Source organism: Agrococcus sp. Marseille-P2731 (genome assembly GCF_900117395.1).
Classification (GTDB): Bacteria; Actinomycetota; Actinomycetes; order Actinomycetales; family Microbacteriaceae; genus Agrococcus.
The window spans coordinates 188151-205338 of record NZ_FPEG01000003.1 but is presented as its reverse complement, the minus strand read 5'-3'; the positions used below and the strand labels follow the sequence as shown (position 1 = coordinate 205338).

17 protein-coding genes are annotated in these 17188 nt (G+C 72.5%); 15 read left to right on the top strand and 2 right to left on the bottom strand.

The window, feature by feature from the left end:
* The first annotated feature begins 152 nt into the window (after nucleotides 1–152).
* From BQ6202_RS09190 to BQ6202_RS09180, 3 genes are read left to right on the top strand one after another with little or no spacing between them, the layout of a single operon-like run.
* A complete protein-coding gene (locus BQ6202_RS09190; RefSeq protein ID WP_159433634.1) occupies nucleotides 153–1742 on the top strand; it encodes a sensor histidine kinase in 1590 nt (529 codons plus the stop codon).
* On the top strand, nucleotides 1739–2422 hold the full coding sequence (locus BQ6202_RS09185) for a response regulator (RefSeq protein WP_072314185.1): 684 nt from the start codon (nucleotides 1739–1741) through the stop codon (nucleotides 2420–2422). The genes BQ6202_RS09190 and BQ6202_RS09185 overlap by 4 nt, the downstream gene beginning before the upstream one ends.
* 57 nt (nucleotides 2423–2479) lie before the next feature.
* Entirely contained in the window at nucleotides 2480–3523 is a 1044-nt protein-coding gene (locus BQ6202_RS09180) for a mechanosensitive ion channel family protein (RefSeq protein ID WP_072314184.1), read from the top strand.
* Between the two features lie 10 nt (nucleotides 3524–3533).
* On the opposite strand, the gene gndA is transcribed toward BQ6202_RS09180, so the two are convergent.
* Nucleotides 3534–5012, bottom strand: coding sequence for an NADP-dependent phosphogluconate dehydrogenase (gndA, locus tag BQ6202_RS09175; protein ID WP_072314183.1), 1479 nt, complete (start codon nucleotides 5010–5012; stop codon nucleotides 3534–3536).
* A gap of 101 nt (nucleotides 5013–5113) precedes the next feature.
* Here gndA and BQ6202_RS09170 point away from each other — a divergent pair, with 101 nt between their 5' ends.
* The gene (locus tag BQ6202_RS09170) at nucleotides 5114–6073 is read left to right on the top strand and encodes a TIGR03557 family F420-dependent LLM class oxidoreductase (RefSeq protein ID WP_072314182.1); all 960 of its coding nucleotides are present in this window, start codon (nucleotides 5114–5116) and stop codon (nucleotides 6071–6073) included.
* Here the strand turns inward: BQ6202_RS09170 and BQ6202_RS09165 are convergent.
* Nucleotides 6070–6990: an NAD(P)-dependent oxidoreductase gene (locus BQ6202_RS09165; protein WP_072314181.1), complete on the bottom strand. Its 921-nt coding sequence runs from the start codon at nucleotides 6988–6990 to the stop codon at nucleotides 6070–6072. The genes BQ6202_RS09170 and BQ6202_RS09165 overlap by 4 nt on opposite strands.
* Before the next feature lie 100 nt (nucleotides 6991–7090).
* On the opposite strand from BQ6202_RS09165, the gene BQ6202_RS09160 reads away from it, so the two are divergent.
* The 11 genes from BQ6202_RS09160 to BQ6202_RS09110 all read left to right on the top strand — a co-directional run bounded on the left by BQ6202_RS09160 (nucleotide 7091) and on the right by BQ6202_RS09110 (nucleotide 17188).
* Nucleotides 7091–7888, top strand: a complete 798-nt coding sequence (locus tag BQ6202_RS09160; RefSeq protein WP_072314180.1) for an IclR family transcriptional regulator — start codon at nucleotides 7091–7093, stop codon at nucleotides 7886–7888.
* Nucleotides 7889–7991: 103 nt separating this feature from the next.
* Nucleotides 7992–9416, top strand: a complete 1425-nt coding sequence (locus BQ6202_RS09155) for an MFS transporter (RefSeq protein WP_072314179.1) — start codon at nucleotides 7992–7994, stop codon at nucleotides 9414–9416.
* A complete protein-coding gene (locus BQ6202_RS09150; RefSeq protein WP_072314178.1) occupies nucleotides 9416–10204 on the top strand; it encodes a fumarylacetoacetate hydrolase family protein in 789 nt (262 codons plus the stop codon). The genes BQ6202_RS09155 and BQ6202_RS09150 overlap by 1 nt, the downstream gene beginning before the upstream one ends.
* A 73-nt stretch (nucleotides 10205–10277) precedes the next feature.
* Nucleotides 10278–11333, top strand: coding sequence for a D-2-hydroxyacid dehydrogenase (locus tag BQ6202_RS09145; protein WP_072314177.1), 1056 nt, complete (start codon nucleotides 10278–10280; stop codon nucleotides 11331–11333).
* Complete coding sequence (locus BQ6202_RS09140) at nucleotides 11333–12124, top strand: glucose 1-dehydrogenase (RefSeq protein WP_072314176.1); 792 nt, start codon at nucleotides 11333–11335, stop codon at nucleotides 12122–12124. Before BQ6202_RS09145 ends, BQ6202_RS09140 begins: the two co-directional genes overlap by 1 nt.
* Nucleotides 12125–12134: 10 nt before the next feature.
* Complete coding sequence (locus tag BQ6202_RS09135; protein WP_072314175.1) at nucleotides 12135–13208, top strand: zinc-binding dehydrogenase; 1074 nt, start codon at nucleotides 12135–12137, stop codon at nucleotides 13206–13208.
* Complete coding sequence (locus BQ6202_RS09130; RefSeq protein ID WP_083587170.1) at nucleotides 13205–13789, top strand: gluconokinase; 585 nt, start codon at nucleotides 13205–13207, stop codon at nucleotides 13787–13789. The genes BQ6202_RS09135 and BQ6202_RS09130 overlap by 4 nt, the downstream gene beginning before the upstream one ends.
* Before the next feature lie 64 nt (nucleotides 13790–13853).
* Nucleotides 13854–15263: a GntP family permease gene (locus BQ6202_RS09125; protein ID WP_072314174.1), complete on the top strand. Its 1410-nt coding sequence runs from the start codon at nucleotides 13854–13856 to the stop codon at nucleotides 15261–15263.
* 161 nt (nucleotides 15264–15424) lie between these two features.
* Entirely contained in the window at nucleotides 15425–16063 is a 639-nt protein-coding gene (locus BQ6202_RS09120) for a 50S ribosomal protein L25/general stress protein Ctc (protein WP_072314173.1), read from the top strand.
* Nucleotides 16064–16084: 21 nt separating this feature from the next.
* Nucleotides 16085–16663, top strand: coding sequence for an aminoacyl-tRNA hydrolase (pth, locus tag BQ6202_RS09115; RefSeq protein WP_072314172.1), 579 nt, complete (start codon nucleotides 16085–16087; stop codon nucleotides 16661–16663).
* Nucleotides 16664–16714: 51 nt separating this feature from the next.
* Nucleotides 16715–17188, top strand: coding sequence for a hypothetical protein (locus BQ6202_RS09110; RefSeq protein ID WP_143143705.1), 474 nt, complete (start codon nucleotides 16715–16717; stop codon nucleotides 17186–17188).

Below are 17188 nucleotides of genomic sequence, written 5' to 3'. Positions count from 1 at the left end.
TCGCATCGGGCGCCGCCACTGCGCGGCGCTCCTGAGCAGTCATCCTGTGGCCGGCCGCTGCGGGAGGCCGCGTTTCGTGCATAGTGTTCACAGCGCGAGCGGAGGGCGGGGCGATGCGAGGGTGGTGGCGATCTGCGAGCATCGCGACGCGCGTGTTCGTGCAGACCGCAGGGCTCCTCGTGCTCGCCGGGCTCACCGCGTTCGCGCTGCTGGCGCTCGACGCTGGGCAGGAGCGCCAGCGGGAGGCCGGCATCGCGAGCGAGGAGCTCGCCCTCGCGATGGCTGCGACCCCGACCGTGCGCGCCTCGGCGGCCCAGGCGTTCGAGCGCTACGGCTCCGACAGGGAGGGCGCCATCGCGACGGCGACGGATGCGCTGCAGCCCTACGTCGAGGAGGTCCGGCTGGCGACTCGACTCGACTTCGTCACGGTCATGCATCCCGACGGCACGCGCTACACGCATCCGGATCTCGCCGAGATCGGTCGGGAGTTCCTCGGCACGACGGCCCCGGCGCTCGCGGGCGAGACCTTCACCGAGGTCTTCGAGGGCACGCTCGGCACCTCGGTGCGCGCGGTCACGCCGGTGACCGAGGGCGGCGAGGTCGTGGCGCTCGTCGCAGCGGGCGTGACGGTCGAGCGCGTGGGCTCCCTCGTGACGGGTCGGCTGCTCGCCGTGAGCGGCGTGGTCGCTGCCGCGCTCGCGGTCGCGGGTATCGGCGCATGGCTGCTGGCGCGCAGGCTCGATCGCGTGACCGGCGGCCACGGGCCGGAGGAGCTCGCTCGCCTCTTCGCCGCGCACGAGGCCGCGCTCCACTCCGTCGAGGATGGCCTGGTGCTCGTCGAGGAGGGCGCGGTCGTGCTGGCCAACGACCGCGCTCGCGCGCTCCTCGGCCTCGGCGACGCCGCGACGCCGCTCCCGGCCGCGGCGTCGCTCACTGCCGATGTGCGCGCCCTGCTCGACGGCGATGGCGGGCAGCTGCGCGTCGGCGACCGCTGGCTCGTGGTCGAGCGCCGTCCGGCGGCGCGGCTCGGCTCGGCGACGCTCACGATCCGGGATCGCACCGAGGTGCGGCGCATGACGGGCGAGCTCGACGCGGTCAACACCCTCGCGAGCGCGCTGCGGGCGCAGACGCACGAGTTCGGCAACCGGATGCACACGGTGGCGACGCTCATCGAGCTGGATGAGCCGCGCAAGGCGCTCGAGGTCGCCACTGCCGGTCGCGACCTGGGCCAGCGGCTCACGGACCGGGTGGTCGGCGACGACGAGGAGCCCGTGATCGCGGCGCTGCTGCTCGGCAAGTCGGCGCAGGCGCACGAGCGGGGAGTGCAGCTGCACGTCGAGACGCACCTGGCGCCGGGCACGCACGGCATCGACCCGGTCGACTTCGTCACGGTGCTCGGCAACCTGGTCGACAACGCGATCGACGCGGCGGCGGAGGATGCGGCGCGGCGGCCGTCCGGGTCCGAGCCGGCCTGGGTGGAGGTGTACCTCGACGAGGACGAAGGCTCGATCGTGCTGCAGGTGAGCGACACCGGGGCCGGCATCGACGAGGCGGCGCGGGAGCGCGCGTTCGAGGCGGGCTGGTCGACGAAGCCGGCCGGGCCGCACGGCCGCGGCTACGGCCTCGGGATCGTGCGAGCGACGGTCGAGCGGCTCGGCGGCTCGATCGAGCTGGGTCCGCGCGAGGCAGGCGCCGGCGCGGCCGTGACCGTGCTGCTGCCGCGGCCGGACGATGCCCCGTGACGAGGGTGCTGATCGTCGAGGATGAGCGCGGCACCGCGGCCGCGCACGTCGCCTACGTCGAGCGCTGCGAGGGCTTCGAGGTCGCGGGCGTCGCGCACTCGGCAGCAGCCGCGCTCGCCGCGATGCGGGCTGCAGCGGCGGCCGGCGCGCCCATGGACCTGGTGCTGCTCGACATGCAGCTGCCGGACGGCCACGGGCTCGACGTGTGCCGGCGGATGCGCGCGGAGGGCCACCTCGTCGACGTGATCGCCGTGACGGCCGAGCGCGGGCTCGAGACGGTGCGCGACGCGATCGCGGTCGGCGTCGTGCAGTACCTGCTCAAGCCCTTCGCCTTCCAGGCACTCGCTGAGCGGCTGGAGCGCTACCGCGCGTACCGCGAGCAGGTCGACGGCAGCGGCCGCATCACGCAGCAGGAGGTCGATCGCGCCATCGCGGCCCTGCGCACGACGAACGCCCCGGGCCTCGCGAAGGGCCTCTCGGCCGAGACGCTCGACGCTGTCGCCGCGCTGCTCGCTGACGGCACCGCCCGCTCCGCTGCCGAGGTCGCTGCCGCGCTCGGCCTCTCGAGAGTCACCGCGCGCCGCTACCTCGAGCACCTCGCGGCGAGCGGCGACGTCGAGCGGCAACCGAGGTACGGCTCGCGCGGGCGGCCGGAGCTCGAGTACTCCCGGCCGCGCTGAGTCCCTGCACACGTCGATGGCGTACCGTGGCCGGCTTCGCATCCTGAGGAGGCCCGCTTGCCCGTCGTCGACACCCTGCTCCCGCTGGGGCTCACCATCGCCATCGCTGCCTCGGCAGCCGTCGCCGCGCACGTCGCGCTGCTCGTGGCCACCACCGCTGCCGTGCGGCACCGGGAGCGCAGGGCCGTCGTGCGCAGGCGCCTGCGGGCGCCGATCGCCGCGCTCGTCCTGAGTGCTGCGCTGGCGATCGCGGCAGCGGCGACCGGTCTCCAGACGGCGATCGGCGAGCGGTGGGGCGCGGTGCTCGAGCATGGGATGCGCATCGCCGCCATCATGGCCAGCGCCTGGCTGCTCGTGCGGCTGATCGGCGTCGGGGCAGACGCGACGCTCGCTCGCGTCGCAGCCGCGCGCGATGCCCGGCGCGCGCGCAAGGTGCAGACGCAGGTGCTCATCCTGCGCCGCGTGGTCGGGGCGATCGTCGTCGTGATCGCGCTCGGGGTGGCGCTGTTCACCTTCGAGGCGGCGCGCGTCGTCGGCACGAGCCTCCTCGCCTCCGCCGGCGTCGCATCGCTCGTCGCCGGTCTCGCGGCGCAGTCGGTGCTCGGCAACGTCTTCGCCGGCATCCAGCTCGTGGCGTCCGACGCCATCCGCGTCGACGACGTGGTCGTGGTGGAGGGAGAGTGGGGCGAGATCGAGGAGATCACGCTCACCTACGTCGTCGTCCGCATCTGGGACGAGCGCCGCCTCGTGCTCCCCTCCACCTACTTCACCACCACGCCGTTCGAGAACTGGTCGCGCACCTCCACCGAGGTGTGGGGGTCGGTGCAGATCGACGTCGACTGGCGCGTGCCCGTCGAGGCGATGCGCGAGGAGCTCACGCGCATCGTCGAGGCGCACGAGCTGTGGGATGGGCGGGCGCAGCTGCTGCAGGTCTACGACGCGACGGGCGGACAGGTGCGGATGCGCGCGCTCATCACCGCTGCGGACGGCGGCTCGCTCGCCACCCTGCAGCACGCCGTGCGCGAGGGGCTCGTGACCTGGCTGCGCGAGCACCACGAGGGTGCCCTGCCCACGAGCCGCCTCGCGGTGCGGTCGGAGTGACCCGTCGTCGTCAGTGGGTGTCGACGGCCTCGATCTCGGTGCGGTCGCCCGACCACTGCGTGTGGAACGTGCCGTCGCGGTCCACGCGACGGTAGGTGTGGGCGCCGAAGAAGTCGCGCTGGCCCTGCACGAGCGCAGCCGGGAGCCGGTCGGCGCGCAGCCCGTCGTAGTACGCGAGCGACGACGAGAAGGCGGGCGAGGGGATGCCCGCCTGCGCTGCCGCGACGACGACGCGGCGCCATGCCTCTTGCGTGCGCCCCATGACCTCGCGGAAGTAGGGGGCGAGCACGAGTGCGGGGAGCTCCGGGCTCGTCGCGTAGGCCTCGGTGATGTCGTTGAGGAAGCGGGCGCGGATGATGCAGCCAGCGCGCCAGATGCGCGCGACCTCGCCCTTCTGGATGTCCCAGCCGTGCTCGATGGCGGCGGCGACGATCTCGTCGAAGCCCTGCGAGTACGCGACGACCTTGGATGCGAACAGCGCCTGCCGCACGTCCTCGATGAACGCATCCGCGTCGTCGACCTGCCACGCGAGGGCCGGACCGGGGAGGTCGGTCGCCGCGGCCCGCTGGTCGAGCTTCGAGGAGAGCGAGCGGGCGAAGACCGCCTCGGCGATGCCGGAGACCGGCACGCCCAGGTCGAGCGCCGTCTGCACCGTCCAGGCGCCCGTGCCCTTGGCGCCGGCGGCGTCGAGGATGACGTCGACGAGGGGCTGGCCCGTCTCGGCGTCGACCTGGCGCAGCACCTCCGCGGTGATCTCGATCAGGTAGGACTCGAGCTCTCCCCGGTTCCACTCGTCGAAGACATCGGCGATCTCGGCCGGCGACTTGCCGGTGCCGCGGCGGATCAGGTCGTAGGCCTCGGCGATCAGCTGCATGTCGGCGTACTCGATGCCGTTGTGCACCATCTTCACGAAGTGGCCGGCGCCGTCGCTGCCGATGTGGGTCACGCAGGGCTCGCCCTCGGCGACCGCGGCGATGGAGCGCAGGATCGGGCCGAGCGTCTCGTAGGACTCCGCGGTGCCACCCGGCATGAGCGAGGGGCCGTTGAGCGCACCCTCCTCGCCGCCCGAGATGCCGCAGCCGACGAAGTGGATGCCCGTCTCCCGCACCGCCGCCTCGCGGCGGATCGTGTCGGTGAAGAGCGCGTTGCCGCCATCGACGATGATGTCGCCCGGCTCGAACACCGACACGAGCTCGTCGATGACGGCGTCGGTGGCCCAGCCAGCCTTGACCATGATGATCGCGGTGCGAGGGGTCTGCAGGCTGGCAGCGAGCTCCTGCATCGTCGCGGCCTTCACGAAGCCGGCCTCGGGGTGCGCCGCGATCAGGTCGTCGGTCTTCGAGGTCGTGCGGTTGTAGACGGCGACGGTGTTGCCCTCGCGGCTGGCGAGGTTGCGGGCGAGGTTCGAACCCATCACGGCGAGGCCGACGACGGCGATGTTTGCGGTGGTCACAGAGGTCCTCCTGGACGGCTCGGGGGTCTGAGGCAAGGCTATCCAGCAGCGGATGCGTCGGCACGGCCGAGGTGCCGCGAGCTACGCGCGCATCCGTCCCCCACCAGGCGTCCAGGTGGGCCTCCTACCGTCGGTGCATGCAGATCGGATACAAGCTCTTCGCCGAGGACGTCGCACCCAAGGAGCTGATCCGGCGAGCGGTCGAGGCCGAGCGCGCCGGCTTCGACTTCGTCGAGATCAGCGATCACTTCCACCCGTGGTTGCCCGAGCACCAGCACTCGCCGTTCGCGTGGGCGATCCTGTCGGCGATCGCGGCGAAGACCGAGACGCTGCGGCTCGCGACCGGCGTCACGTGCCCGTCGATCCGCTACCACCCGGCGATCATCGCCCAGGCGGCTGCGACCCTGCAGATCATCTCCGACGGCCGCTTCACGCTCGGCGTCGGCGCGGGGGAGCGGCTCAGTGAGCGCATCGTCGGCCAGGGGTGGCCTGAGATCGGCGACCGCCACCAGCGGTTCCGCGAGGCGCTCGAGATCATCCGGCTGCTGTGGTCGGGCGGCACGCACTCCTACCGCGGTGACTTCCTGACGCTGCAGGACGCGCGCGTGTTCGACCTGCCGGAGACGCTCCCGGAGATCGTCGTCGCGGCGGGTGGCCCGCAGGCGGCCGCGCTCGCCGCCGAGCTCGGCGACGGCCTCTTCTCGACCGACCCCGATGCATCGCTCATCGAGGCGTGGACCGCGGCGGGCGGCGACGGGCCGCGCTACTGCGAGGTGCCGACGGCGTACGCGCCCGACGCGCGCGCCGGCGCGGAGGCTGCGCACGAGCGGTTCCGCTTCGGTCCGCTCGGCTGGAAGGTGCTCGCCGAGCTGCCCGACCCCACGGCGTTCGACCAGGCGACGCAGTCGATCCGCGTCGAGGACATGGAGGAGGCGTTCGCCTGCGGCCCCGACGTCGAGCGGCACGTCGAGGTGTTCTCCGAGTTCCGCGAGGCGGGCTTCGACCACCTCGTGCTCATGGACGCCAGCACCGACCCCGACGCCTTCATGGGCTTCTTCCAGGACGAGCTCGGCCCGCGGCTGCGCGAATCGGCCTAGCGCTCGGCGATCACGCGTCGCGAGACCGTGATGTCGCGCTCGCCGTAGCCCCGCTCGACGATCTCGTCGAAGAACGCGCGGAGCGTCGGGATGAGCGCGGGGCTCGTCTCGGTCGCCTCGGCGATGTCCGCCGCGAAGGACAGGTCCTTGATCATGTAGCGGGCGATGCCGGAGGGGGAGTCGTCGCCTGCGACGAGCTTCTCCTTGCGGCTCGCCAGCAGGTTGGAGCCTGCGTAGCCGCCGCCCAGCAGCGTCCAGAGCGCGTCGAGGTCGAGCCCTGAGCGGTCTGCGAGCACGGTCGCCTCGCCGAGCGCGGTGATCGTCGCGGCGACGACCAGCTGGTTGCAGGCCTTCGCGACCTCGCCGGCGCCGAGCGGGCCGAGGTGCACGGGGGTGCCGCACGGTGCGAGCATCGCGGCGGCGCGATCGGCATCCGCCTGCGCGCCGCCCAGCATGATCGAGAGCGTGCCCGCGGTCGCGCCGTCGACGCCTCCGGAGACCGGGCAGTCCACCACGCGCACGCGCCCGCCGGACTGCACGGCGAGGCGCTCGGCGAGCGCTCGCACGCCGGGGGCCGAGGAGGTCGAGCCGATGAGCAGCAGCAGCTCCTCGGCCTCACCGAGCCCGGCGAGCAGCCCATCGGGGCCGTCGAGCGCTGCCTCGAGCTCTGGCAGGTCGGGCAGCATCGACAGCACGACGCCCGCGCGCGCCGCGAGCTCCCGCGGCGTCTGCGCCCATTCGGCGCCGGCCTCGACCAGCGCGGGTCTCGCCGATCGGCCCGTGATCGCGGTGCCGCGCGCCTCCAGCAGGCGGCGCACCATGGGCTCGCCCATCGCGCCGAGACCGATGACGCCGATCGTCTGCGCTCGGTCGGTGGGAGTGGTCGAGGATGCGGCCTGCTGGGCGTCTGCGCTCATGGCCGCAGGCTAGCGCAGGGCCAGTCCGCCGAACAGTGTTCAGGTCAGTGGATGGGTCGTAGGCTGTTGCGGCATCGTCCTCGACCGCGAAGGAGCGGCCATGACCGACATGACCCAGAGCGCGAAGGGCGACCGCGATCCGGCGCCCGCCGTCTCGCGCTCGCTGCGCATCCTCACGCTGCTCGCCGAAGCAGAGGGCGTGCCCACGACGCTGAGCGAGATCGCGAGGGCGCTCGGCATCGCGAAGTCGTCGACCGCCAACCTGTGCGCGGTGCTCGAGGAGGGCGCGATGATCGAGCGGGACTCGGGCGGCTACCGGCTCGGCCGTCGCACGGCAGAGCTCGGCGGCGCCTACGCGCAGCAGTTCAACCAGGTGCGCGAGTTCTACGGCCTCGTGGCCGCCTCACCCGTCCTGCACCGCGAGGTCGTGCAGATCGCGATGCTGGACGGCAGCGATGCGCTCTACCTCGCGCGGCACGAGGGCCGCTCGCCCTACCGGCTCGGCACGCCGCTCGGCTCGCGGCTGCCGGCGCCGCTGAGCGCGACGGGCCTCGTGCTGCTCTCGCGGCTCGGCGACGCCGAGGTGCGATCGCTGCTGCACGAGGCCGAGCCGTTCCCGCAGCTCACGCCGGAGAGCACCACGACGATCGCCGAGCTGCTGCCGCAGCTCGCGGCCGTGCGGGAGCGCGGCTTCGCGATCGATCACGGCGGCTCCTTCGGGGGGATCGTCGGGGTCGCGGTCGCGCTCGAGCCATGGGCGCCTGCCGATCCGCCGCTGGCCATCGGTGCGGCGCTGCCGGCCGAGCACGTCGACGAGGAGCGCATCGCGGAGGTCGGGTCGGCGCTCCTGGAGATCGCCGCTGCGCTCACCAACCCCTTGGGCGGCGGCGCGGGCTGAGCCGCGCCGGCCGACTTCCGTTCAGCAGGTTGTACGCCGTACATTCCGCTGCTACCGTCGGCTCCAGCAACGAAGCCAGCACGACTGTCGAAGGAGATGGACCGTGAGCACGACCACCCCGCAGGGCCCCGAGGGCGCACGAGCGCACACCGACGACCCGGAGTACGCCGCGAACCTGCGACGCGCGACGCTCGCGTCGAGCGTCGGCAGTGCCCTCGAGTACTTCGACTTCGCCCTCTACGGGCTCTTCTCCGCACTGATCTTCGGGCAGCTGTTCTTCTCGAACCTGCCTGCCGAGTTCCAGATCGTCGCCTCGCTCGCCTCGTTCGGCGTCGGCTTCATCGCTCGGCCCCTCGGCGGCCTCTTCTTCGGCACGCTCGGCGACAAGCTCGGCCGCAAGTGGGTCCTGGTCGTCACGATCCTGCTCATGGGCGGCGCGACCACCCTCATCGGGGTGCTGCCCACCTTCGACCAGATCGGCGTCTGGGCCCCCGTCCTGCTGACCGTCCTGCGCCTGCTCCAGGGCTTCGGCGCGGGCGCCGAGCAGGCCGGCGCGACGGTGCTGATGGCCGAGTACGCCCCCGTGAAGCGCCGCGGGTTCTTCTCCTCCCTGCCGTTCATCGGCATCCAGCTGGGCACGCTGCTCGCAGCGGTCGTGTTCTCGCTCATGGCCCTGCTGCCGGACGAGGTCTTCTTCGGCTGGGCGTGGCGCGTGCCGTTCCTCGCCTCGTTCCTGCTGATCCTCGTCGCCCTGTTCATCCGGCTGCGGCTGCGGGAGACCCCGACGTTCGTCGAGCTGGAGAAGCACGACCAGGTCGCTTCGCGGCCGATCCGCGAGATCTTCACGAAGGGCCTGCCGGGCGTCACGGTCGGCGTGGGCCTGCGGATGGCCGAGAACGGCGGCTCCTACATGTTCCAGACGCTCGCCCTCGCGTTCGTCGCCGGCAACTTCCTGGCCAACCCGGTCGACCGCGGCATCGCGACCTGGGGCGTCACCATCGGCTCGCTCATCGGCATGGCGACGATCCCGCTCACCGGCCACCTCTCCGACCGCTTCGGACGCCGCGCGGTCTATCGCTTCGGCGCGGTGTTCATGCTGCTCTACGCCTTCCCTGCCTGGTGGCTGCTGTCGCTCGGCAACCCGGCGATCGTCGTCGCGGTCATCGCGATCGGCATCGGCGTCGCGGTCAACACCATGCTCGGGCCGCAGTGCGCGATGCTGCCGGAGCTCTTCGGCAACCGCCACCGCTACCTCGGCGTCGCGATGGCCCGCGAGATCTCGGCCGTGCTCGCCGGCGGCCTCGCCGGAGTCCTGGGCGCCTACCTGCTCGCGGTCTCCGACGGCGACTGGCTGCTGCCCGCCATCTACATGGGCACGCTCGCGCTCATCACCACCGCGTCCACGTTCCTCGTCCCGGAGACGCAGGGTCGCGACCTGCTGCGGCTCGAGGATGCGGTGAACGTGTCGGGCGGCGAGGGCTCGGATGAGCGCACCGCGGCGCACGAGGTCGTCGGCGGGGGTCGCTGATGCGCATCGCGCGCATCGACGCGGGCGGACAGGCGCTGCACGTGCGCCCCGTGGGCGATCTCGGAGCCGACGGGATGCCAGCGGCATGGATGCCGATCGACGACCCGTACCGGTCGCTCGCCGATGGCCGCCTGCCGCACGACGTCTCGAACGCACCCTTCGCCGCGGCGGCGCATCCGCTGCTCCCGCCCGCCGAACCGCGGGTGGTCGTCGGCATCGCGCAGAACCGCGGCGCGGCCGAGCACCTGCCGCCCGTGCAGGCCTGGCTGAAGAGCCCGCGCACCGTCGTCGCGCACGGACAGCCCGTGCACGTGCGGCGCGACGCCGGGAGGCTCGTCGTCGAGGCCGAGATCGCCATCGTGATCGGGCGCGACACGGGCGATCCGACGGCGCCGAGCCTCACGGAGGCGAACGCGCACGAGTTCGTGCTCGGGGTCACGGCGGTCGACGACATCTCCTACCCCGACCGCGCCGTGCTCGATCCGCGCAACTTCGAGTCGAAGGGCGGGGAGGGGTCGACGCCCCTCGGTCCCTGGATCGACACCGACGCATCCATCGACGACCTCGCGCTCGCGCTCGAGCTCGACGGCGAGCGGGTCTGCGACACGAGCGCCCGCGCGATGCCCGTGCCCGTGCGGGAGTCACTCGCCTACGTCGCCCGCTGGGTGCGGCTCGGACCGGGCGACGTCGTCATGGCCGGCGCCCCGCACTCGAACCACGAGGCGCGGCCCGGGCAGACGGCCGCCATCGTCGTCGGCGACATCCGCCTCGAGACGCCGCTGCGCTGAGCGCCCGGCGCCACGCGCATCGATGCCCCAGCGGCCGCGCACCGCTCGCTAGCCTGTCCTGGAAGGAGACTCCATGTCTGAGCCCACCCTGAAGGTCGCCGTCGCGGTCAGCCTCGACGACGCATCCGCCGCGCAGCTCATCGCGCTCGAGCCGCGCATCGAGCTGCTGCGCGATCCCGCGCTGACGCGCCCCTGGCGCTGGCACGGCGACTGGGAGGGCGACCCCTCGTGGGAGCGCACCCCCGAGCAGCAGGCCGCCTTCGAGGCGATGCTCGACGATGCCGACGCCCTCTTCGGGCTGCCCGACGTCTCGCCGCCCGCGCTCGCGCGCACCGTGCGCGCCAATCCGCGCCTGCGTTGGCTGCACACGACGGCCGCGGGAGGCGGCGGCCAGGTGAAGGCCGCGCAGCTCACCGCCGACGAGCTCGAGCGCGTCGTCGTCACGACGAGCGCCGGCATGCATGCGTCGACCCTCACCGAGTGGGCAGTCTTCGGCGTGCTCGCCGGCGCGAAGGGCCTGCGGCGCCTCGAGGCCGACCAGGCCGCACGCACCTGGGGCGACGGCCGCCGCATCATGCGGCACGTGAGCGAGATGACGGTGCTGGTCGTCGGCCTCGGTGGCATCGGCACGGTCGTCGCCGAGCGGTTCGCCGGTCTCGGCGCGACCGTCTGGGGCACGACGCGCTCTGGCCAGCCCGTCGACCACGTCGACCGCCTCGTGCCGATCGACGAGCTCGCCGACGCCGCGACCCAGGTCGACGCGATCATCAACACCCTGCCCGGCACCGAGCACACCGTCGGCCTGATCGGTGCCGAGGTGCTGGGCGGCGCGCGGCCCGACACCATCCTCGTGAACGTCGGCCGCGGCACGGTCGTCGACGAGCCGGCCCTCCTCGACGCGCTCGACGCCGGCCGCATCGGCTTCGCGGCGCTCGACGTCACCGCGGTCGAGCCGCTGCCGACCGACAGCCGCCTCTGGGAGCACCCGAGCGTGCTGCTGAGCCCGCACACCGCGGCGCTGTCGGTGCAGGAGCCGCGCCGCATCACCGAGCTGTTCGCTGCGAACGCCACCCGGATGCTCGACGGCCAGCCGCTGCAGAACGTGATGAGCACCAAGGAGTTCTACTGATGGCTGCCGGCACCGCGGGCACCGGCGCGGCACTGTTCGACCTCTCGGGCCGCACCGCCCTCATCACCGGCTCCAGCCAGGGCATCGGCCGCGCGCTCGCGCAGGGCCTCGCCGAGGCCGGCGCCAGCGTCATCGTGCACGGCCGCGATCGCGCGAAGGCCGAGCGAGCGGCCGGTGAGATCGCCGCCGCCACCGGCCGCGAGGCCCACGTCGCGACCTTCGACGTGACGGATGCGTCGGCGGTCGACGCAGGCGTCGGCGACGTCGAGGAGCGGCTCGGCACGCCCGACATCCTCGTCAACAACGCCGGCATCCAGCGCCGCAACCCCATCGCGGAGTTCACGGACGCGGACTGGCACGACCTCGTCGCCACCAACCTGACGAGCGCCTTCCTGCTCTCGCGTCGCGTCGCGAAGGGCATGATCGAGCGCGGCTCCGGCCGGATCGTCTCGATCGGCTCGGTGCAGTCGCAGCTCGCGCGGCCGTCGATCGCGCCCTACAGCGCCACGAAGGGCGCCATCGTGATGCTCACGAAGGGGCTCTGCGCCGACCTCGCGCCGCACGGCATCAGCGTCAACGCGCTGGCGCCCGGCTACTTCGCCACCGAGCTCACGCAGCCGCTCGTCGACGACGCCGAGTTCTCGGCCTGGGTCGCCCAGCGCACGCCGGCCGGCCGCTGGGGCGACGTGCGCGACCTCGTCGGCGCGCTCGTGTTCCTCTCGAGCGACGCGAGCGCCTTCGTGCACGGCCAGACGATCTACGTCGACGGCGGCATGACGGCCGTGGTCTGAGAGGGGCGGGATGAGCAGCACGAGCGACGAGAACCTCGCACTGGTCGCGCACGCGAAGGATGACGTGCGCATCGAGGCGCTCCCCGAGCCCTCGCCCGCTCGCGACGAGGCGGTCGTCACGATCGCCTACGGCGGCATCTGCGGCTCCGACCTGCACTACTGGCTGCACGGCGCTGCCGGCCAGTCGATCCTGCGCGAACCGATGGTGCTCGGGCATGAGATCGTCGGCACCGTGCTGCACGCGGCGGCCGACGGCAGCGGTCCGTCGGCCGGCGCGCGCGTCGCCGTGCACCCCGCGACGCCCATCGACGACGGCTCTGCGCCGTTCCCTGCCGACCGACCGAACCTGAGCCCGGCGGGCACCTACCTCGGCTCCGCCGCTCGCATGCCGCACACGCACGGCGCCTTCGCGAGCCGCGCGGCGCTGCCCTCGCGCATGCTGCGCGAGCTGCCGGCCGGTCTCGACCTGCGACTCGCGGCGCTCGCCGAGCCGGCCGCGGTCGCCTGGCACGGCGTCGGCCAGGCCGGAGACGTCTCCGGCCGCCGCGTCCTCGTGATCGGCGCGGGCCCCATCGGCGCGCTCGCGATCGCCGTCGCGCGGCACCACGGCGCGAGCGAGGTGCTCGCGACCGACCTGCACGAGCATCCGCGTGCCCTCGCCGAGCGCCTCGGTGCGACGGCGATGCACGCGACGGATGCGGAGGGCATCGCCGCAGTGCACGCCGACGTGGTCATCGAGTCGTCTGGCACCGTGCCGGGCCTCGCCGCCGCGATCAGCGGCGCGCGTCGTGGGGGCACCGTGGTGATGCTCGGCCTGCAGCGCGCGGGGGACGTCGCCGTCCCTATGGCGAGCGCGATCACGCGCGAGCTGACGCTCGTCGGATCGTTCCGCTTCAACGACGAGCTCGACGAGGTGCTCGACGCCCTCGCGGACGGGTCGCTCGACGCGGGTGCGGTCATCAGCCACGAGCTGCCGATCGAGGATGGCCTGCGCGCCCTGGAGCTCGCGCGCGATGCGGCCGTATCCTCGAAGGTGCTGCTGCGCTTCCCTGCGGCCGATGGCGACGAAGGAGTGGACCGATGAGCGAGACGCGATACCCGCCGATGATCATCATGGGCGTGCAGGGCTCCGGCAAGTCCACCATCGGCGCGGCGCTCGCGCAGCGGCTCAACATCGACTTCATCGACGGGGACGACCTGCACTCGCCCGCGAACAAGGAGAGGATGGCCGGCGGCACGCCGCTGACCGACGAGGATCGCGTGCCGTGGCTCAAGACCATCGGCGAGACGATCGCCGAGGGCACCGCTCGCGGCCGGGTCACGATCGTCGCATGCTCTGCGCTGAAGCGGTGGTATCGCGAGCTGCTGCGCTCGAGCGACCAGTCGCTCATCTTCGTGCACCTCGTCGGCGGCGAGGGACTGCTCGCCGACCGCCTGGCGCACCGCGACCACGAGTACATGCCGACGACGCTGCTCACGAGCCAGATCGACACGCTCGAGCCGCTCGCCGAGTGGGAGCACGGCATCGCCATCTCCGTCGACCAGACCCCGGCGGCGATCGTCGACGAGGTCACGCGCCTCCTGATGGCACGCGCCGCAGGCCGCACGATCGAGCCCGACCCGGGCACGACGATCACCGGCTCCATCACCGTCCAGCCCGGCTGACTCGGTCGCCGCATCGCGGCGACTCCTCCCTCCGCACCGCACACGCACCCTAGGAGTCCGTCCCATGGAAGACCTCGTCCTCAACTGGGACCTCGGCACGGGCGGCCTCCTGCTGCTCGCCGCCGGGGCGATCGCCCTGCTGCTCGTCCTCATCATGGCGTTCAAGATCCACGCCTTCCTCGCCCTGATGATCACGAGCCTGCTGACCGCCGTGGCGGCCGGCATCCCCTTCAACCGGCTCATCGAGGCGATCCAGTTCGGCTTCAACCCCACGCTCGGCAGCGTCATGCTGCTCGTCGCGCTCGGGGCGATGCTCGGCCGGATGATCGAGACCTCCGGCGGCGCGAGGGTGCTGACCGACAAGCTCATCGGGGCGTTCGGCGAGCGGCGGGCTGCGATGGCCGTCGGCGTCGCGAGCCTGCTGATGGGCTTCCCGATCTTCTTCGACGCCGGCCTCGTCGTGATGATGCCGATCATCTACGCGGTCTCCCGCCGGCTCGGCGGCTCGCTGCTCACCGTCGCCTTCCCCGCGGCGCTCGCGTTCAGCTCGATGCACATCTTCGTGCCGCCGCACCCGGGCCCCGTCTCCGCATCCGCCATCCTCGGTGCTGACGTCGGCCTCGTCCTCATCCTCGGCCTCGTCGTCGCGATCCCCGTCTGGTACATCGTGGGCGTGCTGTTCGGCGGCTGGGTCGGTCGCAAGTACGACGTGGGCGTGCCCGACATCCTCGGCGGCGCGAACGACGACCACCGCGACATGGAGTCGAACCCCTCGTTCGGCAAGGTCATCTTCCTGCTGGTGCTGCCGCTCGTGCTGATCCTGCTCAACACCGGCCTCAACATGTACGCGGCGACCACCGCCGACCCGGATGCGTTCAAGGCCGAGCCCGTCGTGGCGCTGCTGCGCACCCTCGGCGAGACCCCCGTCGCGCTGCTCATCACCGTCATCGTGTCGATGTGGCTGCTCGGCTGGGGCATGGGCAAGGCCGGCTCGCTGATCGAGAAGGTCGCCGACAGCGCGCTCGGGCCGATCGCCTCGGTCGTGCTCGTCACCGGCGCCGGCGGCATGTTCGGCGGCGTGCTGCGCGTCACCGGCATCGGCGATGCGATCGCCGAGTCGCTGAACTCGATCGGCATGCCGGTCATCGTCGCGGCCTTCCTCATCGCGCTCATCGTGCGCATCGCGCAGGGCTCGGCGACGGTGGCGCTCACGACCGCTGCCTCGCTCATGGCCGGCGTGGTCGTCGACGGCGGCTTCAACCCCGTCGAGACCGCAGCGATCGTGCTCGCGACGGCGGCCGGCTCGGTCGGCTTCAGCCACGTCAACGACTCGGGCTTCTGGCTCGTCAGCAAGTTCTTCGGCATGGATGTCAAGACCACGCTGAAGACCTGGACGGTCGCGCAGGGCCTGATGGCCATCGTCGGCTTCATCATCGCCTTCGCGATCTACCTGATCGGTGGCGCGCTCGGCTGACGCGCCGGGCCGGTGATCGCCGTGCTGTAGACTCGGAGGCTGAACTTCGGCGAGGGATGCGGACGCATCCGTGATCGACGCGGTGGAAGCAGTGGACCGAGTCCTCACGCTTGCGCGTTCGAGTCGACGACGACGGGCTGCGGCCCACAAGGAGCACTGCCATGGCTACTGAGTACGACAAGCTCGAGACCGAGATCCGCGAGTCCTTCGGCAAGGGTGCGGCGCGCAAGCTGCGCGCGGCCGGCAAGGTCCCCGGCGTCCTCTACGGGCACGGCACCGAGCCCCAGCACCTGACGGTCGACGCGCACGCGCTCTACCTGCTGGTGCGCCGCTCGAACGCGATCATCGACCTGCAGATCGGCGACTCGAACCAGCTCGCGCTGGTGAAGGACGTGCAGCGCAACCCGGTCCTCCAGGGCATGCCCGCCATCGAGCACATCGACCTCGTGATCGTCCGGCGCGGCGAGAAGGTCACCGTCGACGTGCCCGTGCACCTCGAGGGCGAGTCGGCTCCCGGCACGATCTCGAACCACGAGACCACCGCGCTGTCGATCGAGGTCGAGGCGCTCCACATCCCCGACTCGATCACCGTCTCGGTCGAGGGGCTCGAGGAGGGCGCGCACATCACCGCCGCCGACATCGAGCTGCCCAAGGGCGCGACGCTGCTCACGGACCCCGAGGCGCTCGTGGTCGGCATCGTCACGCCTGCCGCCCCGGTGCTCGAGGACGAGGACGCCGTGGCAGCCGAGGGCGACACCGCCGAGGCCGCCGAGGAGTCCTCCGAGGACGCCGCGGAGTAATCCGCCAGCATCGACGCCGGCATGGCCGACACGTGGCTCGTGGTCGGGCTCGGGAATCCCGGGCCCGACTACGAGCGCACGCGCCACAACATCGGGCGCATGGTCGTCGCCGAGCTCGAGCGGCGCGCGGGCGCGAGCCCGAAGAAGCACGGCAAGGCTGAGGCGCTCGTCGCGGAGTCGCGCGTCATCGGCGGCCCCAAGGTCGTCACGGCGTTCCCGCTGTCGTTCATGAACCGCTCCGGCGGCCCGGTCGCGAAGCTGATGGACTACTACGGCGTCGAGGTCGACCGCGTGATCGTGCTCCACGACGAGCTCGACCTGCCCTTGGGCGAGCTGCGCCTCAAGCAGGGCGGCGGCCACGGCGGGCACAACGGGATGCGCGACATCATCGCTGCGCGCGGGCCGGAGGTGCTGCGCGTGCGGCTGGGGATCGGGCGGCCTCCCGGTCGCCAGGACGCCGCCGAGTTCGTGCTGCGCCCCTTCGCGAAGGCCGAGCAGGCGGAGGCCGAGCTGCTCGTGCAGCTGGGCGCCGACGCGGTCGAGCGCGTGATCGCCGAGGGGTTCCTCGCCGCGCAGCAGCGCATCCACGCGCCGTCATAGCCCCGGCGTGCGCGCCGCTAGCATGGAGTGCCGATCAGAAGGAGAGGGTCCGTGCGCCGTTTCGCCATGAGTGCCGCCGCCGTCGCCGTGGCCACCCTCGCCCTCGCGGGCTGCGCCACCGCCGAGGAGCCGAGCGGCCCGCAGCCGCCGAACGGCTTCACGCTGTCGGCGACGCTCGAGGACGGCAGCCTGCTCTGGAACGACCTGAGCGAGGGCTCCGGCCTGACCGACCTGATCCTCGAGTCGCCCGAGGGCAGCTACGTGCACACGTGCCTCGGCACGGCGCCGAAGTACTGCTGGGATGACTGGCGCCAGCCGACGATGATGCTCGTGATCGCGCCTCCGGGCTCGACCGAGGCGGTGCTGAACTGGTACGGCCAGGCGCTGCCGCTCACCGCGGGCACCCCGCTCTCCGACGAGGCGCCGGCGGTCTTCGCCCTGGTCATGCCGGAGTACGAGACGAACGACCAGGGTTGGACGTTCGAGGTGAGGAACGCGGCGGGCGAGACGGTCATGACCTCGTGA